Source organism: Pedobacter agri PB92 (genome assembly GCF_000258495.1).
GTDB lineage: Bacteria > Bacteroidota > Bacteroidia > Sphingobacteriales > Sphingobacteriaceae > Pedobacter > Pedobacter agri.
In genome coordinates, this window is sequence record NZ_AJLG01000021.1 from 19,257 (window position 1) to 39,209 (window position 19,953).

Here is a 19,953-nt window from a genome sequence, read left to right on the forward strand (position 1 = left end):
GCGTTTAAAATTTTTCTGGGTTAATCAACACATAAATCATATAGATAAATACGGCGATTGAGATGATGAATAGTGCTAACATTTTCTTTAGATTTTTTCAAACCAATCGATAGAAAGGTAAGTTGCCCAGCAGAGCAGAATTAGAATTAGAAACAGGATAATTGTCATAACTTATTGATTTATGAAATGCCTATTGCCAACTCTTGTGCCGATGAAAATGTGGTTTTTGTAAAATACTGTTTTACAGGTGTTTGATTTGCTTTTGTTATTGAATCAAAATTTTGGACATAAAAAAACCCTTCCGTTTTGGAAAGGTTTTTATCGTTTTGGGATACTTATCTAATTGGCTTATTTGAATTCCGCTATGCCATACTCTTCAATTTTTCTGTACAATGTAGTTAAGCCAATACCTAACAACCTTGAGGTTTCAGTCTTATTTCCTTTGGTGTGAATAAGCACTTTTTGAATATGTTGTTTTTCTACCTGTTGGAGGTTAAAATCATTTTCCAAAGGAGCGAATTCGAAAAACTCTTGTGGTAATGCAGATAAATTGAGGCTATCCCCGTCTGAGAGAATAACAAGTCGCTCGATTACATTTTTGAGTTCCCGGATGTTACCTTTCCAGTTGTATTTTTCAAAGACATTGAGAATTTTATCATCTAACTTAAGTTCGGGGCGATTGGCTTTAACGGCGAACTGTGTTAAATAATGTTGCGCCAAAGCAGGAATATCCACCTTTCTTTCCCGCAAAGGCGGAAGAACGATTGTGAAAACGGATAAACGATAATACAAATCAGAACGAAATTTTCCCGATGCCGCATCTGCTTTTAGATCTTTATTCGTTGCTGCAAGGATACGAACATCTACTTGTTGAGTATTGGTATCACCCACTTTGATAAAACTCTGATTTTCGAGCACCCGAAGCAGTTTGGCCTGCAAATCGAGGTTCATTTCCCCAATTTCATCCAAAAATAAAGTGCCACCATTGGCCTCCTCAAGCAATCCTTTTTTATCTTTATTTGCTCCAGTAAATGCTCCGGCTTTATAACCAAAAAGTTCACTCTCCAATAAATCTGGTGAAAAGCCACTACAGTTTAGTGCAACAAATGGTTTTGCCGATCTTGGGCTTTCGTAGTGGATTGACTGTGCAAAAACCTCCTTGCCGGTTCCGGTTTCACCGAGTAATAGTACGGTTGTATCGGTTTTGCTTACTCTTTTCGCCAGATCAATCGCTACTTTCAAAGTTTTTGACTGACCAATAATGCTTGCAAAGCTATGCTTTGTTGAGGTGCTTTTTTCAAGCTCAAAAATCCGCTGTTGCAGGTTTGCTTTATCCATCGCCTTATAAAGCAGCGGAATGATCTTGTCGTTATCATCGCCTTTAACCAAATAATCAAAGGCACCGTTTTTAATGGCTAAAACACCGTCTGAAATGGTTCCGTATGCTGTCAGATTGATAATTTCAACAAATGGTTTAAGCAATTTGATATCTTTCACCATAGCCACCCCGTTCACATCAGGCAATTTCACGTCACTGATCACAATGCTAATATCATTGTTTTTCAGAAGTTTTAATCCCTCTTTGCCAGTATTCGCCTGCAGGGTTTTAAAGCCTTCTAGTTCAATAATCCTCGAAAGTAAACTGCATATTTTTTTTTCATCATCAATGATGAGGACTATCCCGTTCATAGGTATAATTTATGATGCAATATTAAGGATTAATTATTCTTTGTTTGTACCTTTTTCGATTCCAACTGCGTGAAATAAAACCATTTTGAGCATATTTGTTGCACAAAGCAAATTCTATGTTCAAAAGCGTATTCCTGGTAATCATCCTTGGTTTTATTGTGTTTTTTAGTTCAGCTCAACAAATTCGCCCTGCAAAATCTGCTGAGATTTATCGCGAATTAAAAACATTGAAACATATTCCGAAAGTACTTTATCTGGCAGCACATCCCGATGATGAAAATACGGGCCTATTATCCTGGTTGATTAACGAGCAAAATGTAGAAACGGGTTATCTATCATTAACCAGGGGCGATGGTGGACAAAATTTATTAGGTACCGAACAAGGTGCGGCTTTAGGTTTAATTCGTACACATGAACTTTTAGAAGCCCGAAAATTAGATGGTGCACAACAATTTTTTACCAGGGCTATTGATTTCGGTTTTTCGAAAAATACGAATGATACCTTTAAACAATGGGATGCCGACAGCATTACAGCTGATGTGGTTTGGGTAATTAGAAAATTCCGTCCCGATGTGATCATTTGTCGTTTTCCGCCAACTGCTGCGGCAGGGCATGGGCAACACGCGGCATCAGCAGTAGTGGCTGAAAAGGCATTTGCAGCTGCGGCCGATAAAAATATGTTTCCTAACCAGTTGAAATATGTGGAGGTTTGGCAACCGAAAAGATTGGTTTGGAACACTTTCCGTTTCGGATCTACCAATACCACTGCTGAAAATCAGTTAAAGGTTACGGTAGGCCAATACGATGCGCAACTGGGCATGGGTTATGGTGAACTGGCGGGTTTGAGCAGAAGTTTGCACAAAAGTCAAGGTGCCGGAACACAATCTGTGGCAGGAGTACGGACTGAATATTTTTCCCCTGTGTTAGGGGGGCCAGCCAAAGAATCTCTTTTTGATAAAATTCCAATCAACTGGTCTGAAAAAGGCATAGATAACATTGATGAGCTGATCGATATTATTTTATTGTCTTTCGATTATAACCATCCGGATAAAAGTTTACACGGACTGCTGATGTTGAGGAAAAGAATCGCCGAGATTCAGGATAAAAACCTGAAAAAAGATAAGCTGGCCGCGATTGACCGTATCATTTTAAGTTGCACCGGTTTTATGGGAGAGGTCGTCACTAATCAGGCAGAAGCCATAGCAGGAAATAGCTATAATTTTCGCTTGAACTTAATTTCCCGATCATCCACACCGGTAGTGCTTGAACAAATTAACTGGATTAATCAAACTGACAACCTAAATAGAAGGATAGCCGGAGATTCATTGATGACCATTGAACGTAAAATCCAGATACCTGCAAATGCAACCTTAACCGAACCCTATTGGCTGGAGAAACCGGCGAAGAACGCAGCCACTTTTAGTGTTGCCAATGATACCTTAATTGGTTTTGCCGAAACCGAATCGGCCCTAAATGTTTCGCTTTCCTTAAAAATAGGAACTGAAAAATTCAATATAAAATTACCCCTTTCTTTTAAAAAATTAGATCCGGTAAAGGGTGATGTGGTGGAACAATTACGTATTGTGCCAGCTATGGATTTGAGTTTTGCTGAACCTGTTTATTTCGCAAAAGATAAAGAAGATTTAAAAATCACCCTGCGACTCAAAGCCAATAAATATATCAATTATGGTAAGGTTACTTTTAAAATCGGCAGTGCCATCATCGCGAACTTTACCGGCATCAACCTCCAGGAAAATACAATTACGATCAAAGACTTCATTATTCCGGCCAATGAATTGAGCAAGATCAAAACCAATCAGAATAAATTGGAGGTGTTTTTTCTTCCGAGAATAACGATTTTATCAAAGGGCAGGTGTTAATCCAGTATCCACATTTGCCGTCACTACAATATTTTATTCCTGCCACCGCCTGGTTATTAAAGGGCGATGTAAAAGTACTGGCGAAAAAAGTAGGTTACATTCAAGGTGCCGGAGATCTTATTCCTGAAGTATTAAAACAGGCAGGTTTACAAGTAGATGTACTAACCGAAGCGGATATTTTAAACCCGGCGAAGTTAGCCACTTACGATGCGGTAGTAACAGGTGTTCGAGTAATCAATACCGAGAAACGAATCAAAAACTGGCAAACTGCATTGAGAAGCTATGTAGAAAATGGAGGAACAATGGTAATGCAATATAATACCACGCAAGATATGGCGTTACAAGATTTTGGCGTTTACCCAATGCGCATCAGTGGAAAAAGGGTAACCGAAGAAAATGCAGCCGTTAAAATTCTTATTCCAAATCATAAATTGCTAAACTATCCTAACAAAATTACAACTGACGATTTCAATGGATGGGTTCAGGAACGTGGCGCTTACTTTCCCGATCAGTGGGACGAAAAATATGAGACACTTTTTGAAATGAATGACACCGGTGAAGAGTCTTCTAAAGGTTCAACATTATTTGCAAAATACGGCAAGGGTAATTTCATCTACACACCTTTAGCATTTTTCAGGCAGCTGCCTGCAGGAAATGTGGGCGCAGCAAGGCTATTTTTTAATTTCATATCAGCAGGGAAGTAGATGAGAAACCAGCTTAAGAATTGGAACACCTGGTATATTTTACTTGCTTTGGCATTAATTTTCCAGATTGTTTTTTATTATCTCTTTACTAAAATCTGGGCATGAGTAATATCGATTGGTTCGTACTCATTTTTACCCTCCTTGCTGTGGTGGCCTATGGCGTTTTTATAGGGCGAGGTCAGAAAAGCAATGAATCCTATCTCAAAGCCGATAATCAAATGCCCTGGTACATTGTGCTTTTGGGTATTATGGCTACGCAGGCAAGTGCAATTACATTTCTGTCTGCACCTGGGCAGGCTTATACCGATGGCATGCGCTTCGTTCAGTACTATTTCGGCTTGCCATTGGCGATGATTGTAATTTGTATCACTTTCATTCCCATCTTTCAGCGGTTGAATGTGTACACGGCTTATGAATACTTAGAGCAACGATTTGATAAAAAACCAGGGTATTAACTTCCTTGTTATTTCTCTTTTCCCGAGGATTATCAACAGGAATTAGCATTTATGCACCGAGTATTATTTTATCTAGTGTTTTAAACTGGAACATCTATTTAACCAATGTTTTAACTGGCGGAATCTTATTGATTTATACCTATGTTGGCGGTGCGAAGGCCATAGCACATACCCAAAAACTTCAGTTTCTCATCATCTTGGGAACAATGGCATTTGCCGGATATTTGTTGGTGCAAAATATGCCCAATGGTGTAGGCTTTACCGATGCACTTTACCTGGCAGGGAAATCAGGAAAGCTAAATGTGATTACAACTGAGTTTGACTGGAAAGATAAATACAATATCTGGAGCGGACTAATTGGAGGGTTTTTCCTGGCGCTCTCTTACTTTGGAACCGACCAAAGTCAGGTAGGGCGTTACATTACTGCCAAAGATAATACCAGTGCAAAAATGGGTTTGTTGTTAAATGGCCTGGTAAAAATTCCCATGCAGTTTGCCATTCTGCTCATTGGTGCGCTGCTTTTTGCTTTCTTCTCTTTAAAACCTGCGCCTATTTATTTTAATGAACGTTCTTATCAATATTTAAAAGAAACACAGCCCCAGCAAGCAGCAGTTTTTGAGGGAGAGCATAAGCTGCTCGAGGAGAAATTCAATGCCCAATCGAAAGCCATTCTTGCACAAAAAGAAACTCATGCCGCAGGTTTGGAAAGTTCTATCGCCAGTTTTAAGGAAACCCAAAAAGATGTTAAAGATCTGCATAGCAGGGTAGAGGAAGCGATCAATAAATCAAACTTTAATGCCGAGAAAACTGATACAACTACATCTTTTTATATTTTGTAAAAAACACCTTACCCGTTGGGATGATTGGATTGCTGTTCGCTGTAATTTTCTTAGCCAGCTGGGGATCCATTTCTGCAGCACTGAATTCACTTGCCGCCTGTTCATTAAAAGATGTTCATTTAATTTTCAGTAAAAAGGAACTAGATGACAGCACAGAATTAAAGTACAGCAGGTTGCATACCTTGGGCTGGGGGATATTTTCCATTGCGGTAGCCATGTTTGCCACGCAGATGGGATCGCTTATCGAAGCGGTTAACGTGCTGGGTTCCTTATTTTATGGCCCAATTTTAGGGATTTTTCTGGTGGCCTTCTACTTCAAAAAAATCAACGGGCCAATCGTTTTTATTTCCGCAATCCTATCAGAAATTGTAGTAATTGCCGTTTATGAGTTCGATGTAGTATCGTTCTTATGGTTAAATGTGATTGGTGCTGCAGCCGTAATTATTTTTTCGACTTTGGGATTATTATTTTATCGACCCAAAGCATTAAATTCGTAGAATCAAAAACAACAAAAACAGATATAATATTACTATGAAAACGATGTTTAAATCTATCGCTTTGCTTTTTACCGCAATAACGATCTCTGCAAGTGCGATGGCACAAGATGCTCAACCCAAACCAAGTCCGGCGGCAACGGTTACAGGCAAAATTAAAGCCGCAACCATTACCATTAACTATAGCAGTCCTGCTGTAAAAGGCCGTAAAATCTGGGGTGGATTAGAAGCTTATGATAAAGTTTGGCGTGCTGGTGCAAATGAGGCAACTACTTTCGAAACTGATAAAGACATCATGGTACAAGGAAAAGCACTTCCTGCAGGTAAATACAGTTTTTTCTTAATCCCTAGAGAAAGCGGAACGTGGACGGCTATCTTTAATAAAGAACCAAAACAGTGGGGCGCATACAAATATGAAGAAGGAAAAGACGCTTTACGTGTTGATGTAAAAACAAAAGCTTTAAAAGCTACTCAAGAGCGTTTGGTTTATAAAATTAACAAAACAGGTTTTTCTTTAGACTGGGATAAAATTTCTGTTCCGGTAGCAATCAAATAACCCCGGTTATAAAATATGTAGGGCCATTTTCGATAAGGAAATGGCCTTTTTGTTTGCTGTAAAATCGGTTAGATAAATAACCTCACACTTAATATTTACTTCACTTTAAAATGTTATTTTAGGCCAGTTTATTCTCAGGTATGAAAGTTTCTCTTAAAATAATTGCACTCCTCTCGTTTTTTTATTTAAACGTTTTAGCACAGTCAAAAACCACATCATTCTCCATAAAGGAAAAAAAACCGGTTGATCTTGTGAATGTTTTCTTAGGTTCATCAGGCGATCACGGACAGATGTCGCCGGCAGCTTCCTATCCGTTCAGTATGTTGAGTATCGGGCCGCAAACCTATCCAAAAACACATACAGGTTACGAATATCTGGCGAAAAAATTTGAGGGTTTTACGCACAATCGTTTCGAAGGCGTGGGCTGTCAGGGCTCAGGCGGAAATCTTTTTGTGAAACCTTTTTTAGGTGATGATCCTAAAGCATCTGAACTCATAAAATCAACAGAGAAAGCAGTGCCTGGTTATTATGAAGTTGGCTTTGAAAATAAAATTAAAGCAAGCTTTTCAGTTGTAGGCAATGCCGGAAAACATGTTTATCAACTTCCTGCCGGGAAAAAGGGAATTTATATCGATTTGAGTTATGCCTTTAACGGCGCCTTTGTGGAAGAAGAGCATGTGATTAAAAACAATACCATTTCTGGTTGGATTGAATCAAAAACAACTTGTTCTGTCGGTAAATATCGGATTTACTATTATCTGGAAATAAAAAATAATATAAATTGGGAAGAGGTAGCAAATCACAAATTCATCGCCAGGCTTGGCCTGGAGCCGGGTTCGGTAGAGGTGAATGTTGCGCTTTCATCGGTAAGTGCCGAGGCCGCAAAATTAGCCATTAATACCCATTCAATGACTGAAATGATGTCGGAGAGTAGCGCCTATTGGAACAAAAATCTTTCGAAAATTACGGTGAATGGCGATTTAAAGGATGCAAAATTATTTTATTCGCTGCTTTATCGAACCATGCAATCGCCTTATGTCATTTCCGATCAGGATGGCCAGTACCGCAATACCAAAGGAGAAGTACAAAAAGATAAACAGATTCGTTATAACGGCTGGGCCATTTGGGATAATTACCGTACACAATTGCCTTTGCTTTCGATCATCACCCCTGATCGTTATGCAGGAATGGTTACTTCTATTGGTGATTTATACGTCTCGGGGAAAAAAGATTACGCCGGGCAAAAGGAACCTTCTAATACCGTTCGCTCGGAGCATGCCATTGTAGTATTGCTGGATGCTTACCGAAAAGGATATCCGGTTGATTTTGCGAAAATTGCTGATTCATTGGAGAAAGAAGTTCAGGGATTGGATTATAAATCGCCAGATAAAGCGCTCGAATCGAGCTATGACAATTGGGCAATGGCGGAAATTTTTAAAATTTTGAAAAACCCGCAAAAGGTGGAGATTTATAAAAATAAAGCCTTGGAGTATAAAAAATACTGGAACAAGGATTTTAAAGATATGAGTAAACGGGATGTGGATCAAATGCAGGCCCGTGGTTTATATCAGGGTACCATTTGGCAATACCGTTGGTTTGTTCCCTATGATTTTAAAGGCTTGGTAGCGCTTGATGGGGGAGAGGAATCCTACCTGGCTAAACTAGATGAATTTTTTGCCCGTGATTTATATAACCATGCCAATGAGCCTGATTTGCAGGTGCCATTAATGTATAACATAACCAGACAGGGTTATAAATCTCAATACTGGATGCACCAGTTGGCAGCCGATACCGTTATTCAAAATTATTTTAATGATAACAGCCGCGGCATTGGTAGTTACATTGGTAAGATATACCTTAACCAGCCTGACGCTTATTTGCGAACCATGGATGATGATGCAGGAGCGATGAGTGCATGGTATATATTTACGGCAAGTGGTTTTTCTCCAGCCTGCGTAGGTTGGCCTGTATACTACCTAAACGTTCCTTTGTTTCCATCTGTCACATATCACTTACCTGATGGCAAAACGTTTAAGGTAGAAACTGAGAATTTTAGTTTGAAGAACAAGTATATCAAACAGGTATTTTTAAACGGAAAACCTTTTAACAAAAATTATATCACACAAGATGATATTAATAAAGGTGGCGTTTTAAAAATTGTTTCTTCTGCAAATCCGATCAAAGTTTCAGCTACTGAGAACTGGATTTCGAGTATCGAATAAGTAATTTGGATTAATAATGAAAAAATAATTACTTTTTGAGGTGTCACTGAAAACAAATCAACGCATCGCCTGTTTTCTGTATATAAAATTACATGACATGGCACCTTTAAAATTAAGCGAAGAACAAAATGCAACGTTAACGAACAAAGATACCGCAGAAAAAGCAGATAACCAGCCTTTAGAGCTTCACCCGGAAGCTTACAAGGTAAAAGGACCATCTCCCGATAAGATGAATACTGTTTCTGCTTCTTTAAGAACTTATGCACACGGCCTTTACGGTTTGTTATAAATCATAACCCCTATTTTACATAAGCCCTTTTTCTTTTTAGATAGAGGGCTTTTTTATTGAAAAGAGAATCTTACCAGATTCTGGTTATTTTGGTAGTTGAACAAAGAAGGTTGTGCCTTTAAATTCATTCTCCTCAAACCAAATTTTTCCTTTGTGGGCATCAATGATTTTCTTTGCAATTGGTAGTCCCATACCGTACGATTTTTCACCTCTTGTTCCAATTCTTTTTCTGCGTTCTTTTGAAGTAAATAAAGAAGGTTTTAAATCGTTTGGAATGCCAATACCCTGATCTTTAACTTCAATAATTACGTGTTCATTAAATTCGGTAGTTTGCAATACTATCGTACTGTGATCAGGGCTAAATTTTATCGCATTGGTGAGCAGGTTGCTAATCACTCTCCAAATATTTTCGAGGTTGCAATTAAGCAAAATGGTCTGACTATCGATGGTGATGGTTTGCCGTTTTTCTATCGCTTTGTATTTTAAAATATTAGCACAATATTTTATAAGCGTACTTAATTCAACAGGTTCTTTCTTTAATACCGCATGGGCATCTTCTTTTTCGAGTATTGCGGTCATAAAAGTTAATGCGTTAATTCCTGCTTTTTGAATAATTGATATTAATTCACTTGCTTCCTCATTTAACTTGGTCTCATTCAGTAATAAACTAGAGGCACTCACAATCGCACCAATTGGGCTACGCAGGTCGTGAGCTATGATTTTGGTTACCCTGAGGTTTTCCGATTCGCTTTCTTCCAAGGCATTCATTATGTGTTGCATGTAGGTATTTTGTTCCGAAATCTGCGAATGTAATTGCTTTAAAAGTCTGTTATTCTCCTCATTTTTTTTCCAGGCTTTATGCATTTGAAAAATTATAATCAAAACCAATATGAAAAAGATAACTGTGATTATTCTGAAAATTAGATCGAGTTGCAAACCTGCTTCTGAGCCAGTAATTATTGGAAAATTCAATAAGTCAACAGAGAAGTCATCCTTATCGATAGCTGCAGTGGCGGAAACAATCCGATCGATATACACAGTAGCATGATCTTCCGTGTACTGTAAGCTTGTGCATCCTGCCAAAAAAATGAATAGCACAGCAAAACGAAGTGAAATGAATTTTTTTACAATTGCTTCGTGCTGAAGCGGAGGGATGTTAATAATCATAACGAATGTTTTATACCAGATAGGTTCATCAGCTAATTAAAAGTTCGAATGAAATTAATCAGCTAAGTAAATAGGCTTAACCTGGCAAGTAGAAGTGTAGTTTAGAGTTTGCTTTGAACCACACCTATTATCGTAAAAAGGATGATATAATATATGCGTATAAATACGTAGACTAAGTTAGCTCTTTTTCAAGTAAATGCCTAATCTTAGGGGTGTGATACAACTATGGTGTGTATGAAAATTTAGCTTAAGTTCGCTTATATAGGAAGCAAGGTTTGCATTTCGCGGAAATTGAGTATCCTATCTAACATAAACATAAATTGTTTAGTAATCAGGCATTTGGCTAAATTTTGCATGTTGGGGCGTTCATGAAAGCTGAGGATATTTAAGTTTATCAATGAGATATGATTTAAGCGGAATATCAAATCATACAAGCTTTGATCTTCCGTTACAAATTACCAAGCAGTTTTTATGAGAATGGGAAATATTTGGTGTGCTCCCAGGGACCATTTAAATATAACCATAGGTCGAGGCCAGAAATAGTAATCTCAAATGGTTCGAAGGATGGATTAAGTTGATCAAACAAAGATTTCGCCTGATCTGACCTCACCTTGTTTTGTATGGTAATGTGTGGCTTGAATTTTTGCTGATCTTGTAAAGAAAGATATTGCTCGAAATTTTTCTTGAGCTTGCGGTGTACATTTTCCAATTGTTCACTGGAAATAAAATAAGCCACACCATGGCCAATGTTTTTTAAACTACTAACTGTTGCTACTATTGGTTGCTTTTCAACCGATTGCAGCACCTCCAGGATTTCTGCTGTTTTTGGTAGTGTATGAAACAATGTAAGATGAGCACGGAGAAAGTTTCTTTCCTTCGGAAAATGCATGTTTCTGAGGTCGTCAAAAAAGCTTTGGTGAATTTCATCTATCCTTGCAGTTAAAATAAATGTACTCATGCCAAAGCTATCTTTTTGAAGAAAGTTGTCAGAAATTACGCTGAAGCTTGATTCAGGCTAGCCTCTAATGCACCCAGGTAATCAAATGTTGCAAAACAATTTCCATTTACTTTCCTTATAATGCCTTTGAAACTCGAAGGATAATCGCCAACAGATTCCCAAGCCTGCTTAGCCGCCAATGCATAAGTAACCAGGTCTGTATCGTCCTTTACCAAAAATGTCATGGTGTTATCTCCTTCTACTCCTCCTCTATAACTGTCTATAAATTGAGTCTGATAATAATTCTGTGGAATGGCTTCGATTTCTTTGCTGTAATTCATAATATGATCTTGTTATTTTTGTAACATTATTTTCTGTTATTATGTTTTTTTTGTCAGCGAAATAACTGCATTTAGTTAGTCGTTTTAAGAGTAAATCCTGCTGCAGTTAATGCCTTTCTTTTGATAAAAAACCTGAAGTGAGTAGTGCTTCAGGTTCTCATTAACTACGCTATTCCATCCGGAAATAGATCGTCCCATTAGTAATATAATAACATCCTAAATTAATTTTCATTACTCTTAATTAGAATAGTCCTTTAATACCATACCAATCTCCGGAGCACCTCATTTAAGAAGCCTCTTGCGTTAAAAAAAAATGAAATTCTTTTAAAACTTTTTAGGTGCATCATTGTCTTAAATGTACATCTACCTATTATATTTATTTGGTTATTAAGGCTGTTGATTTTTCAATGGCCTTTTTTTGTAAATGAAGTTGTTGAGATTTGTTTTTATTACGCTACAGTTGGTTTATCTAACCAGAATATTGACGGTGATTATGAATTCGGAAAAAGGAGCGACCTGCTTTTTTTAGCCGTTCGCTGCCTCAATAGGCAGGCTAAAGTAAAATGTAGAGCCTTTGGCTATTTCGCTTTCCAGCCAAATCTGCCCATGATGACGCTTAATGATTTCGGCACAGAGATAAAGCCCGATCCCAAAACCTGAAACCGTTTGAGGTTGATTCATTACGCGGTAATAGCGTTCAAAAAGTTGGTGCTGGTCTTCGGGCATAATTCCTATTCCTTCATCCTTAACGGCTACGATGGCAGAATTTTCATTTCGTGTACAGGATATTTCGATGGTGCTGCCTGTAGGAGAGTACTTCACCGCATTGGAAATAAAATTATTGATTACCTGACTAATTTTTTCCCGGTCTGCATTAACAAATATTTCTTCTGTTTTGAAAATAAACTGATGACTATTCAGCACAACATTAAACTCTTCTTCAATTTCTTTCATGAGTAATGATAAATCGAAATGCTGCCTTTCGATATGAATTTTTCCAGATTCCAATCTCGAAACATTGAGGAAACTGTTAATCATATTCACCATTTTCTTCGATTGATTATTGGCTTTCTCTAAAACGCTCAAAGCAAAACTGTCTTGGTTTTTGCTGGCCTTGCTTTGAAGTAATTGTATATATGCGGTTAATGAGGTTAAAGGTGTTTTTAGCTCATGGCTTACCATGCCTATAAAATCATTTTTACGTTGCTCATCAGCCTTTGATTCTGTAATGTCTGATACGATGCCTACCATTTTTGTGGCCTTTCCTTCATTATTGTACCTGGCCTTTCCATGTGCACTTACCCAATGTATTGATCCATCAGGCCAGGTTACTTCGTACTCCGCCTTATAAACCGTTTGGTTTTGAATGGCTTCATTCACCAGTTTTTTGATGGTTTCGCGGTATTGTGGAAGCATGGAAGCATATAAATCAGGATAAGTAAATTCCCGATCAAGTGGCCATCCATAACACATTTTATACCGATCGTTACAAACCATTGTTCCGGTAGCCAAATCGACCTCGGTTGAGCCTAATGCACCAGCCTCAATGGCGATGTTCAGCCTGGTGTTAATTTCCAGAACTTCCTTTTTAGCATTTACCTGCTCGGTAACTTCAGTAACTACTTGCAAAATACTATCTATCTCTCCATGATCGTTTTTTACCGGTTGATAAATAAAATTGAAGAAACGTTCTTCGGGTACGCCATCTCTAAGAATATATACCTTATTTTCAACTCCATAATAAGGCGTTTTGGTGCGCAGTACATCTTTTAAGAGATCTATAAAAGGCTGATTTTCAAGTTCTGGCAGGATGTCGACAAACTTCTGCCCTTCAACAGCATCTGTTTTGCCCCAAATCTCGAGCATTTTTTCATTGGCACTTTCAACAATTAAATCGGCAGTTTTAAATACGTTTATGGCAACGGGTGCGTGCTGAATTAATGACCGAAATTTCCGTTCGCTGCGTTCCAGGCTATCAACCATGGCAGCCATTTTTTTTGTAGAGCTGATCTGTTCGGTTACATCAATCAGCACACCGCTTAAGCGAATGGCTTGCTTTTCTTTATTAAAAATTGCTTTGCCTTTTGCCCGAACAACTCTTCCATCTGTTTCACCAGGCAATTGAATCACATAGTTGGTGTCATAATATCCTCCAGATTCATAATTTAAAGCATTCTGGATGGCGTTAACTACCCGCTCACGGTAAGATTCATGAATCACATCGGTAGCTTGGGTTAACTCAATTTCATCTCTGGGCTGTAGGCCAAACCATAATTTCGTTAAGTTGTTCCCCGAAAAACGACCGGTTTCCGGATTAAGATCAAATGTACCTAAGCCGGCAGCGTCAATTGCCAGTTCCAGTTCATCCTGACTAATCTTTAGCTTTTCATAAAGTGCTGATAATTCAAAATTAAATCTGGCCTGCTCCTCATTGGATGCAGTTAATTCCTCATTAATGGCCACCATTTCTTCATTAATGGCAGCAAGGTCTTCATTCAGTTTCTGTTTTTCTTCTGCTGCAACCTCCAGGGCTTGTTTCGCTAATACCACATCGGTAACATCAGCTGCGGTATTCATTACGCCATAAATTTCACCAGCCGCATTTCTTAAGGGCGTAAAAATATAGTTGAAGTAAAAGATTTTCGGTACGCCCTTCACTATTAATTCTAAGCGCTGATTTCTGGCCTCAAAAACAACACCCGTGGTAAAAACCTGGTCGAGTTGCTGAAATACGGCCTGGTTGGTAAGCTCTGGTAAAACATCTGCATAGCGCTTTCCAATCACGTCATCACCTTTTCCCCAAACCCCTATAATGGATGGATTGGCGAAAGTGATTCTCATTTCCTTACCTGTGTAAACTCCAATTGGGAATGGCGCATTTTCAATAATACTTCTGGTACGTAACTCACTTTCAGCAAGCTCTGTTAAGGTTTGTTCCAGTTTCGTTCTGCTCCTCACTAATTCTTCATTCGTTGCCGCAAGTTCCTCATTCGAAGCCAAAATTTCTTCATTCGAAGCCTCCAATTGCTGGTATAGCTGTTCAATTGTTTTTACACGTTCTGCAACCCTGCTTTCCAAAACCTCGTTTAATTGCTGGAAACTTTCTTTGCTTAACTGCAATTCTTCATTTGTGGTATTAAGCTCCTCCATTGAAGCAGCGAGTTCTTCATTTATCGAAGCCAACTGAAAATTTAATTGTTGTTCATGATCTAAAGCCTTTTGCTTTTCTTCGCGATCTGCTGCGATGTTAAGGGCCCGGTTCAGTTCGGTCACATTTGTGGTCGTGTGGAGAATATAATCCGTTTTGCCATTTTCGTCTTTTACAGCCTGATAGATAAAATCGAAATAGAAAGTTTGCATTTCGCCATTTACAAATAACGCTGCGGGTGTATTTTTGCTTTCATAACTGATGCCGCTACGCCAAACCTCTTGCAGTATGCCAATAAAAGGCTGCCCAACAATTTCTGGCAGCGCCTGGGCGATAGTTTTGCCAATCACCGACCGCTCTTTTCCCCACAATGCAATCATTGCATCATTGGCAAATTCGATATAAATTTCCTCACCAGAATAAATAGCAGTAGCATTAGGAGACTGGCTAAGAATATCCACTATTTTTGTTTCTGTAAACCGTGTCGGCAAAGGCTTCATTACTATATTATTTTTATGCTAAATGGATTTCACGAATAAAGGTAACGGTATCAGCTTGATTTTGGTTTGCCAAAAAGTAAGATTAATTATTGCAGATGAGCTGTATCAGTCTCTTTAATGTAATAGGACATAAAATTAAGCAGGCAATTGCGTAATATCCCCTCCATGAAACTCATCCTCCCATGTACTGCTCTTGCTCATCATTTATCATATCGCTATCTACGCAGCCATTAATGGTTATTAAATATTGCAATTATTATGATGAATTAAGTCTGATGAGTAACAGCCGCGTTCACTTATGAATTAAGGGTAAATAATGTCGTGTGTTCGTTTTTCAAGTTGCGGATCATCCGGAAACTTGCTGATATAAAATTCTTCGTAATACGCTTTAATAATTGCGGCCAAAGGTGTGGCAAGTAATGCACCTGTAAGGCCAAAAGCTGTTCCCATTGCTAGCAACAGGAAAAGAGACGACATGGGGTGGATGTTCATTGTTGAGGAACGAAGTTTAGGCATCAGAAAATCGGAAACCAGCTCGTTCAGTAACAAAAAGAAAACCAGGCACCATAAAGCCGTTGCCGGACTAACCGAAAGTGCTACAAGGGTAGGTGGAATAGCCATGATGTAAAAACCTATTTTAGGAATGAGCTCTGAAAAAAAGGCCAGTGCTGCCCATACCAGTGCACCAGGAACATTCATTAAGGTTAAGAAACCGTAAACCAATACCGCTTCAATCGCTCCACCAATCAGATTCGATTTCATCCAGCCCACCAACATTACCGAAGTATGCTTCATGGCATTTTCGGCTTTTTCCCGTTGCTTGATTGGAAATACGGTTAAATATAATTCTACTATAGGCTTCGGGTTCCCTACAAAGAAAACCACCATACAGATAAAAACAATGAACACGAAAATTCCACCGATAACAGAGAATGAAAAATTGCCAATCCCCATAACGGTATTGCCTACAGAAGGCATCGCAGACGTGATGGATGAGCCACCTTCTCTGACTTCTTTTCGCAGTTCAGGAAATTTGCTGAGCAGATTATCAAGGTATCCGGAAACACTTGCATAATATTTTGGAAGGTTGCCAATCAACACATCCAGCTGGTTACTTAAGTGGGGCACCACCATCCAGCCGAGTAGGAAGGTAATTCCGAAGATGATTAAAAAAACAATCAGGCTGGCCAGCCAACGCTTCATGCCTTTCTGCTCGAGTCGGCTTACTGGTGCGTTGATAATCACGCCAAGTACAATTGCAAAAATTCCAAGTAGTACAACACTAAGAATTTTATATAGAAACCAAAGCAGGATGATTAATCCGGCAGTGTAAAGGATAATTGAGGTTACTGTTCGAAAGATACCCTCATTTGTTTTAATGTTCATGCCATGAAATAACTTAGTTAGGCATAAAATGTTTGTACGATTTAAAAGGATTAAATTATTTACCGGAAAAAAAAGTGCATCATCATAACATACGATTTATGCCTGTAGTGTATCGCCTAGAGATTTTGTGTTACATTATTTGGTTTTTAGGCTCCCTTACCAGAAAATATTTTAATCTGAAAAGGGAGCCGATGATCACCTGAATGAATGATGGAGGTTTTAAATTTAACGTTTTGCAGCTTTCGGTGCTAAGGTTAAAAACATTCGCTTGCCTTCTAGTTTAGGAAGCAACTCTACTTTGCCCACTTCTTCCAAACCCTGAGCGAATTTTAATAATAGGATTTCTCCCTGATCTTTATATACGATTGACCTGCCTTTGAAATGTACAAAAGCCCTCACTTTTTCTCCGCTTTCTAAAAATGAAACGGCATGCTTCAGTTTAAACTGGAAATCGTGTTCGTCGGTATTCGGACCAAATCGTATATCCTTAATGATGGTTTGTTTCGCTTTACTCTTAATTTCCTTTTGCTTTTTTTTCTGCTCATAAAGGAATTTGCTGTAATCGATAATGCGACATACAGGTGGAGTAGCATTCGGGGATATTTCAACCAGATCTAAGTCAAGTTCTTCCGCCAGCTTCAGTGCCTCTGCCAGCGGGTAAATGTTGGTTTCAACATTGTCTCCAGTTAATCGAACCTCAGGAGAGGTGATCAGCTGATTAATTTTGTGTTCTGCTTCTTTCTTTCTGAAGGGCAAGCGTGGCCCTCTGTAAAATCCTGCTTTTTTTAATGCCAAATTTGAAAAGTTTTAGTGAAAAAATATAAACCAGAGCGTGGTTAATAATGATGGATTGATAATATAGGGCTTTTTGAAGGCATATCCAAACGAATGGAATAATGATGACTTTTTAAATACTATTGATTCCCGTCCAAACGTATAACGGTGCAAAATGTATAAACAGTCTTTAGATATTGAGAAGTCCTATTGATTTTTGCTTTAACCTACCGCCAGTTCAGTAGTAACATTGCTTTCTATTCTCAGCGCCTCAAAAGTGATAAGAATAAATCCAGACAAAAGTAGCAGCAAAGCAAGTACACGAAGGAATTTTTCTGTTGTTTTTGTGTTAACCATCCTGTCTGCACAGGTGAATCCGTTTATTCCGCTCACCTTTCTCCGTTCATTCCTGCGCCTCATGGCAATTAGGAAAATAAACGTTCCAAAAACTAAAAGTAAGATCCCGCTAATTACGGGCATTGTAGTAAAATTAAATGTTTCTTGTGTTTCAATCATAATAAAATAGACCCTTGAGGCGCTAAAAAGTTTAAAAAAAATATATTTAATCCGCAGTGCAAAACATAATAATCTCGTTTTGGTTTGTTTTCTAATACATTTTTTTTGCTCTGGATCAGTTGGTAATATCTGAAACCATTTGCAATTAAATAAAGCTGAAGAGTGAATGAAAGGTGTAAAAAAGCAAAATCTACCCGTTAAAATATGTCCAGTTTGTAAACTTTCGTTTGCCTGGAGAAAAAAATGGGAACGAAACTGGAACGACGTGATTTACTGTAGCGTGAAGTGCAGGAATAAAAAGCAGTCATAAATAGCTTAAAATCAATTTTGCATTGCTGATGGAAAATTTTTAGTTAACAATAAGTAATCACTATATTTATGTCGAGCGAGCTTAAAACCTCAGTATTAAATCTTACATTACTAAACGCGATCTCTTTATAGGTATTTTATCGCTGCTAATATGATTTTTGAGAAATTGGGGAAGTATTATTTGAGTTAGCACAACACCAATGGATTTGCAAATCCTTACTACTTAAACCAAATGGAAAAAAGTCGCAGCATTCATTATATTTTCATTCCGATCCTGCTTACTCGCCTGATTTAAGCACCATTAATCTTGCTGCCGATTGAAAACCATTTGCATAGTAATAGGGTTTTATGATTGTCCCGTCATCAGAATTAAAATTTAGAATCTCATGAGAACGGGAATAATTATATCATATAACCACACAGCAGGAGTTGGCTTTATTAAAGACAGCAACAAACAAAGAATCAGGTTTTACAATGAAGATAAAACGGTAGTTTTTAAGCAGTTTGATGTCGTTCAATTCGATATCAGTTTTGTGCGGAACAGTTTACAGGCCGTAAACGTGATAGGCGTAAGGGATAAAAAGGGAAATATAGTCTCTATGACAACCAATATCAATTAGCAATCTCCGTTACCACATTATTAAATTCAATTTGCATTCTCAAAAAGATGTTACTAACTTGAGTTGATTCCCATTCAATTTGGTACATGCCCAATATCAAAACATTAATATACGTTTATCTCTTTGTTTTTGCCTCATCGGTATTGTTTGCTTGTAAAGAAACCCCGAGGGATGAACCCTTGAAAATATCTGATAGGATTTTTGACATTAAAGCCAAATCGGGCATGATGTACAAACGGGGGCAGCAAGACTCAGCCATACGGTTTTTAGATAGTGCAATAGCTAAAATTCAGTTAACCTCCGTAGAAAAGTGGAGTGTGCTGAATACTAAAACTGCCTATTTTTTAAACTTTAAGAAAAGGCCAGATAGTGCATTAAAACTTGCTGACAGCATGCTTAAGGTGGTAGAAGCTAAACCTGCTCTAATTAAACATTATATTTCTGCATTACTGGTTAGGGGAGATGTGTTGATGGATTTTGGATTATATGAAGATGCATTTGACGCTTATGTGCGAGCCGGTAAAATTTCAAACTCTATTTCAAAATGTTATGCGCTTTCTCCAAAGCTTGGTTTTCTACGATACAAACAAGGCTTTTTTCAGGAATCGATACCCTACTTTAAAAAGGGTTTTAACGAGACTTTAGCTTGTGCGGATACCAGCAGTTTTGAACAATCTTTTGTATCCCCTCAAGGATTACTCAATACCATAGGACTCTGTTTTGAGAAATTAAAGCAACCTGACAGTGCATTATTCTATTATCAAAAAGCCCTGCACTTTATAGATGAACGAAGCCTGATCTTCCCTGACCGAACAGAATTTGCGCTTATGGCAAAAGGAGTGATTTATGGAAATATGGCTACGGCCTTTATGCAGAAAGGGCAGCATCAACAAACGGAAAAATTTCTGTTAAAATCCATTCAAATCAATAGTAAAAAAGGTGCTGAAAATGGCGATGCGCAAACTGCCCGGATAAAGTTAATCAACCTCTACACGCTTAGTAAACAGTATAGAAAAGCCAGATTACTGATTGAAGAGATGGAAAACGATGATTCCTCCTTCAAAAATTTTACCTCTCAGGAATCTATCATGAAGTTCCTCTATGCCAAGTGGAAATTTTATGATACT

The 19,953-nt window shown here is 38.2% G+C and carries 20 protein-coding genes; 11 read left to right on the forward strand and 9 right to left on the reverse strand.

All coding sequences use genetic code 11. The features are described from left to right. Window positions 1-4 precede the first annotated feature (4 nt). Window positions 5-82, reverse strand: coding sequence for a K(+)-transporting ATPase subunit F (gene kdpF / locus ON09_RS26780; RefSeq protein ID WP_083837946.1), 78 nt, complete (start codon window positions 80-82; stop codon window positions 5-7). Between the two features lie 266 nt (window positions 83-348). Then, window positions 349-1,689: a sigma-54-dependent transcriptional regulator gene (locus ON09_RS04930; RefSeq protein ID WP_010599950.1), complete on the reverse strand. Its 1,341-nt coding sequence runs from the start codon at window positions 1,687-1,689 to the stop codon at window positions 349-351. A 116-nt stretch (window positions 1,690-1,805) separates the two neighbouring features. Here ON09_RS04930 and ON09_RS24105 point away from each other — a divergent pair, with 116 nt between their 5' ends. From ON09_RS24105 to ON09_RS04960, 8 genes are all read left to right on the forward strand, one after another. Next, on the forward strand, window positions 1,806-3,569 hold the full coding sequence (locus ON09_RS24105; RefSeq protein ID WP_010599951.1) for a PIG-L family deacetylase: 1,764 nt from the start codon (window positions 1,806-1,808) through the stop codon (window positions 3,567-3,569). Window positions 3,570-3,583: 14 nt separating this feature from the next. Beyond that, entirely contained in the window at window positions 3,584-4,273 is a 690-nt protein-coding gene (locus tag ON09_RS25600; RefSeq protein WP_202947117.1) for a type 1 glutamine amidotransferase family protein, read from the forward strand. Window positions 4,274-4,374: 101 nt separating this feature from the next. Next, window positions 4,375-4,728: a sodium:solute symporter family transporter gene (locus ON09_RS26470; protein ID WP_262495816.1), complete on the forward strand. Its 354-nt coding sequence runs from the start codon at window positions 4,375-4,377 to the stop codon at window positions 4,726-4,728. Window positions 4,729-4,733: 5 nt separating this feature from the next. Further along, window positions 4,734-5,567 carry a sodium:solute symporter family transporter gene (locus ON09_RS25885; protein ID WP_262495817.1) on the forward strand — a complete coding sequence of 278 codons (834 nt, stop codon included), beginning with the start codon at window positions 4,734-4,736 and terminating at the stop codon, window positions 5,565-5,567. A 20-nt stretch (window positions 5,568-5,587) separates the two neighbouring features. Beyond that, entirely contained in the window at window positions 5,588-6,064 is a 477-nt protein-coding gene (locus tag ON09_RS25890; protein ID WP_238533609.1) for a sodium:solute symporter family transporter, read from the forward strand. A gap of 34 nt (window positions 6,065-6,098) precedes the next feature. Further along, window positions 6,099-6,617 carry a DUF2911 domain-containing protein gene (locus ON09_RS04950; RefSeq protein ID WP_010599953.1) on the forward strand — a complete coding sequence of 173 codons (519 nt, stop codon included), beginning with the start codon at window positions 6,099-6,101 and terminating at the stop codon, window positions 6,615-6,617. Between the two features lie 140 nt (window positions 6,618-6,757). Continuing rightward, a complete protein-coding gene (locus ON09_RS04955; protein ID WP_010599954.1) occupies window positions 6,758-8,839 on the forward strand; it encodes a glycoside hydrolase domain-containing protein in 2,082 nt (693 codons plus the stop codon). Window positions 8,840-8,936: 97 nt separating this feature from the next. Next, window positions 8,937-9,128 carry a hypothetical protein gene (locus tag ON09_RS04960; protein WP_010599955.1) on the forward strand — a complete coding sequence of 64 codons (192 nt, stop codon included), beginning with the start codon at window positions 8,937-8,939 and terminating at the stop codon, window positions 9,126-9,128. An 84-nt stretch (window positions 9,129-9,212) separates the two neighbouring features. Here ON09_RS04960 and ON09_RS04965 read toward each other — a convergent pair whose 3' ends face one another. From ON09_RS04965 to ON09_RS04995, 7 genes are all read right to left on the reverse strand, one after another. Further along, entirely contained in the window at window positions 9,213-10,295 is a 1,083-nt protein-coding gene (locus ON09_RS04965) for a sensor histidine kinase (RefSeq protein WP_010599956.1), read from the reverse strand. Between the two features lie 469 nt (window positions 10,296-10,764). Then, window positions 10,765-11,253, reverse strand: coding sequence for a 2'-5' RNA ligase family protein (locus tag ON09_RS04970; RefSeq protein ID WP_010599957.1), 489 nt, complete (start codon window positions 11,251-11,253; stop codon window positions 10,765-10,767). Window positions 11,254-11,288: 35 nt separating this feature from the next. Further along, window positions 11,289-11,573 carry a hypothetical protein gene (locus ON09_RS04975; RefSeq protein WP_010599958.1) on the reverse strand — a complete coding sequence of 95 codons (285 nt, stop codon included), beginning with the start codon at window positions 11,571-11,573 and terminating at the stop codon, window positions 11,289-11,291. 525 nt (window positions 11,574-12,098) lie between these two features. Then, a complete protein-coding gene (locus ON09_RS24110) occupies window positions 12,099-15,221 on the reverse strand; it encodes a PAS domain-containing protein (protein WP_010599959.1) in 3,123 nt (1,040 codons plus the stop codon). Window positions 15,222-15,524: 303 nt separating this feature from the next. After that, the gene (locus ON09_RS04985) at window positions 15,525-16,607 is read right to left on the reverse strand and encodes an AI-2E family transporter (RefSeq protein ID WP_010599960.1); all 1,083 of its coding nucleotides are present in this window, start codon (window positions 16,605-16,607) and stop codon (window positions 15,525-15,527) included. 225 nt (window positions 16,608-16,832) lie between these two features. Continuing rightward, a complete protein-coding gene (gene infC, locus ON09_RS04990) occupies window positions 16,833-17,402 on the reverse strand; it encodes a translation initiation factor IF-3 (protein ID WP_010599961.1) in 570 nt (189 codons plus the stop codon). A 201-nt stretch (window positions 17,403-17,603) separates the two neighbouring features. After that, a complete protein-coding gene (locus tag ON09_RS04995; protein ID WP_010599962.1) occupies window positions 17,604-17,897 on the reverse strand; it encodes a hypothetical protein in 294 nt (97 codons plus the stop codon). A 166-nt stretch (window positions 17,898-18,063) separates the two neighbouring features. Here ON09_RS04995 and ON09_RS24760 point away from each other — a divergent pair, with 166 nt between their 5' ends. From ON09_RS24760 to ON09_RS05005, 3 genes are all read left to right on the forward strand, one after another. Next, entirely contained in the window at window positions 18,064-18,207 is a 144-nt protein-coding gene (locus ON09_RS24760; RefSeq protein WP_010599963.1) for a DUF2256 domain-containing protein, read from the forward strand. Between the two features lie 385 nt (window positions 18,208-18,592). Beyond that, complete coding sequence (locus ON09_RS05000; RefSeq protein WP_010599964.1) at window positions 18,593-18,826, forward strand: hypothetical protein; 234 nt, start codon at window positions 18,593-18,595, stop codon at window positions 18,824-18,826. Window positions 18,827-18,912: 86 nt separating this feature from the next. Continuing rightward, a partial coding sequence (locus tag ON09_RS05005; RefSeq protein ID WP_010599965.1) for a tetratricopeptide repeat protein occupies window positions 18,913-19,953 on the forward strand: 1,041 nt, incomplete at its 3' end.